This is a genomic window from Magnetospirillum molischianum DSM 120 (assembly GCF_000294655.1).
GTDB lineage: Bacteria > Pseudomonadota > Alphaproteobacteria > Rhodospirillales > Magnetospirillaceae > Phaeospirillum > Phaeospirillum molischianum.
In genome coordinates this window covers 1-3708 of record NZ_CAHP01000038.1, presented here as the reverse complement: position 1 = coordinate 3708, position 3708 = coordinate 1, and the positions used below count along the sequence as shown (strand labels likewise).

At 62.4% G+C, this 3708-nt stretch carries 4 protein-coding genes and 1 pseudogene; 2 read left to right on the top strand and 3 right to left on the bottom strand.

Annotated elements, in window-relative coordinates; genetic code table 11:
• From PHAMO_RS15010 to PHAMO_RS15000, 3 genes and pseudogenes are all read right to left on the bottom strand, one after another.
• Positions 1-438, bottom strand: a 438-nt coding sequence (locus PHAMO_RS15010; RefSeq protein WP_040567490.1) for a helix-turn-helix domain-containing protein, incomplete at its 3' end; no start/stop codon positions are given.
• A 116-nt stretch (positions 439-554) separates the two neighbouring features.
• The gene (locus PHAMO_RS15005; protein ID WP_002730539.1) at positions 555-1646 is read right to left on the bottom strand and encodes an IS630 family transposase; all 1092 of its coding nucleotides are present in this window, start codon (positions 1644-1646) and stop codon (positions 555-557) included.
• 67 nt (positions 1647-1713) lie between these two features.
• Positions 1714-2783 (bottom strand): annotated as a pseudogene (locus tag PHAMO_RS15000) (IS630 family transposase).
• Positions 2784-2933: 150 nt separating this feature from the next.
• Here PHAMO_RS15000 and PHAMO_RS14995 point away from each other — a divergent pair.
• Entirely contained in the window at positions 2934-3518 is a 585-nt protein-coding gene (locus tag PHAMO_RS14995; protein ID WP_002730531.1) for an IS630 family transposase, read from the top strand.
• On the top strand, positions 3515-3708 hold a 194-nt coding region (locus tag PHAMO_RS14990), incomplete at its 3' end, for a transposase (RefSeq protein ID WP_040567491.1). The genes PHAMO_RS14995 and PHAMO_RS14990, both read left to right, overlap by 4 nt.

Genomic DNA, 3708 nt, shown 5'->3' with positions numbered 1-3708 from the left:
GCGCTCGGGATCAAGCTCCGGCTGGAGATCGAACCACTCATGTCGCCGCCGCAGAACGTCGGGCCGTTGCTGCTCGCTGGCGTGCGCCGTTTTTTTGAAGGTCATGTCGTGGCGGTCCAGCAGGCGCCATACGCTGCTCGGGGCGATCTTGCCCCCGTGTACCGCTTCCAGGTGGGCCGCGATCTCGGCCAGGGTGATGTCGGGAGTCTGCTCTACCAGCCCCAGGATCTCTTCGGCCAACGCCTCCATCCGGTGCGAATGACGGTCGCCGCCACGCGGCCTCGACACGGCGTGTCCTTCCGATCGCCAGCGGCTCACCCATTTGATTGCTGTCGAGGCAGCAACCCCGAACCGCTTCGCCGCCGCGCGGCATGATTGACCGCTCTCGACCGCCGAAATCAGACGCTGCCGAAGATCCGTGGAAAGGGATGTCGCCATCAGGGCTGGCCTCCTTCACCAGCCCCAATCTTGAATCATACTTTTCCCTAATTGGGAATCCCCAATGATTCCATATGAGTGGATGATGCTCTAGTGCACTGATTCCGAAATTCGCGTCAAACCTTCCCCTGCTCGGCCAGCGTTCTCGTGCAGAAGCGCTGGATGGAGGCGAGGATGTCGTCAGCGGTTTTGGTCCACCGAAACGACTTCGGATCGGCATTGTTGGTGTCGATGAAAACGCGAATTGCGGCCTCCAGTTCGGCTGTGGAGCGGTGAACGCCGCGCCGAAGTTGGCGGTCGGTGAGGAGGGCGAAGAAGCGCTCAACCTGATTGATCCACGACGACGATGTCGGGGTGAAGTGGGCATGCCATCGCGGCCGCTTTGCGAACCAGTCCCGGATGAGCTTGGTCTTGTGGGTTGAGGCGTTGTCCATGACGACGTGAATGTCGAGATCTGCGGGAACGCTGGCTTCGATGAGATCGAGGAATTTGCGGAATTCGGCCGCCCGGTGTCGTTGGAAGCAACGGCCGATGACGTTGCCCATGGCGACATCCAGGGCGGCGAACAGTGACGTGGTGCCATGGCGTTTGTAATCGTGGCTCCGCCTCTCGGCCTGGCCAGGACGCAACGACAGCAGAGGCTGGGTGCGATCAAGTGCCTGAACCTGGGTCTTTTCATCGACGCACAGGACTATCGCTCGCTCCGGTGGGTTGAGGTACAGGCCGACGATATCGCGGACCTTCTCAATGAATTGCGGGTCCGTCGATAGCTTGAAGGTTTCGGCCCGGTGCGGCTGCAAGCCAAACGCCCGCCAGACTTTATGAACGGTCGAGGGCGCCACCTGTGCCGCTCGGGCCATCGTCCGCACACTCCAATGGGTGGCGTCGGGAGGTGTCGTTTCTAGCGTCTTCTGGATCAGTTCGGCGATGGCCTGGTCACTCACCGTGCGCGGCGCCCCAGGACGGGGCTCGTCAGACAGTCCGTCGAGGCGATCACGGGCAAATCGTTCGCGCCATTTTCCGACCGTGTGCGGGCCGATGCCGAGTTCCTCGGCGATCACCGTGTTCAGCACTCCATCCGCCGCCCTCAGCACTATCCGCGCCCGAAGCGCGGCGCCTTGCGGCGTTGTCCGCCGCCGAACCTGCCCTTCAAGTTCCACCCGTTCAGCGTCACTCAGCTCGATCGACGATGCCCTGCCCCGCGCCATCCCTGCCTCCCACAATGCGGGGGTAAGAATGACATGGATTTAGAAAACAGGACACTAGAGCACCGACTCATTCAAAAGATACCGGCAGCCGTCTGAGCTTTTCGAGGATGGTCTGGGCTGGTTTGGTCCAGACGAAGGGTTTGGAAGATCGGTTGTGCTCCTTGATGTAGCGTCGGATTGCCTCTTGGAGGTCGGCGACGGACTTGAAGACGCCACGCCGGATGCGTCTGCGGGTGATGATGGAGAAGAATCCCTCGACGGCGTTGAGCCATGAGGCCGAGGTGGGCGTGAAATGGAAAACCCAGCGCGGAGATCGGCCAGCCATTCCCTGACCTTGGGGTGCTTGTGAGTAGCAAGTTGTCGGCGATGGCATGGATGATTTTCCCTGCCGGAACGGCCCGATCGACGGCGTTGAGAAATTTGATGAATTCCAGGTGGGTGTGCTTGGGCATACAGCGACCGATCACGGTGCCGTCGAGGACGTTGAGGGCAGCGAACAGGGTGGTGGTGCCGTTGCGCTTATAGTCATGGGTCATGGGTCAGCACTTTCCGGGCTTCAGCGACAGGCCGGGCTGGGTGCGGTCAAGGGCTTGGATTTGGCTCTTCTCGTCGATGGACACGACGATGGCGTGGGCGGGCGGGTTCATGTAAAGGCCAACAATATCCTCCACCTTGGCGGCGAAGGCTGGGTCCTTGGACTTCTTGAAGGTACGCAGTCGATGGGGCTGGAGACGATGCGCGTCCCAGATCCGCTGCACGGCACGAAGCGAAATGCCGATGGCCTTGGCCATCGCGCGGCCGGTCCAGTGGGTGACTTCCCCGGGCGGCTCGGTGCAGGTCAGCGCCACAACCTTGCACACGGTCTCGGCCGACAGCGGCGTCTTACCGGGTTTGCGGCTCGGCTCCCGCAGAAGAACATCAACCCCGTTTTCGGCGAAACGCCGCTGCCAGGCGCCAGACCGAGGGGCGGCTGACGCCGGTTTGCCGCGCGATTTCATGCACCGGCTGTCGCTCGGCCGAAAGCATCACGATCCGGGCACGCTGAACCTGCTTGAGGGGACGATTACGGTCGCCGATGACGGCGGCCAATCGCTTGCGGTCCTCGGTATTGACGATAACGCTGACTGTCTGGGCCATGGCCCCAGAATCCCACAACCAACGCCACCAGGGAATCCCTTGTTTGCGTCAGTGCACTAGAGCATCATCCACTCATATGGAATCATTGGGGATTCCCAATTAGGGAAAAGTATGATTCAAGATTGGGGCTGGTGAAGGAGGCCAGCCCTGATGGCGACATCCCTTTCCACGGATCTTCGGCAGCGTCTGATTTCGGCGGTCGAGAGCGGTCAATCATGCCGCGCGGCGGCGAAGCGGTTCGGGGTTGCTGCCTCGACAGCAATCAAATGGGTGAGCCGCTGGCGATCGGAAGGACACGCCGTGTCGAGGCCGCGTGGCGGCGACCGTCATTCGCACCGGATGGAGGCGTTGGCCGAAGAGATCCTGGGGCTGGTAGAGCAGACTCCCGACATCACCCTGGCCGAGATCGCGGCCCACCTGGAAGCGGTACACGGGGGCAAGATCGCCCCGAGCAGCGTATGGCGCCTGCTGGACCGCCACGACATGACCTTCAAAAAAACGGCGCACGCCAGCGAGCAGCAACGGCCCGACGTTCTGCGGCGGCGACATGAGTGGTTCGATCTCCAGCCGGAGCTTGATCCCGAGCGCCTAGTCTTCATCGACGAGACCGGAGCCTCGACCAAGATGGCGAGGCTCCGCGGGCGTGCCCCTCGCGGCGAGCGGTGCCGGGCGCCGGTGCCGCATGGGCATTGGAAAACTACCACCTTCGTCGGCGGTCTTCGTCTGAGCGCATGACCGCGCCGATGATTCTCGACGGCGCGACGAACGGCCAAGCCTTCCTGGCCTATGTCGAGCAGGTGCTGGCGCCGACCCTGACCCGAGGTGACATCGTGGTCATGGACAATCTGCCCGCTCACAAGCTCGCCGGGGTCCGCGCCGCCATCGAGGCCGTCGGCGCCCAAGTCATGTACCTCCCGCCTTACAG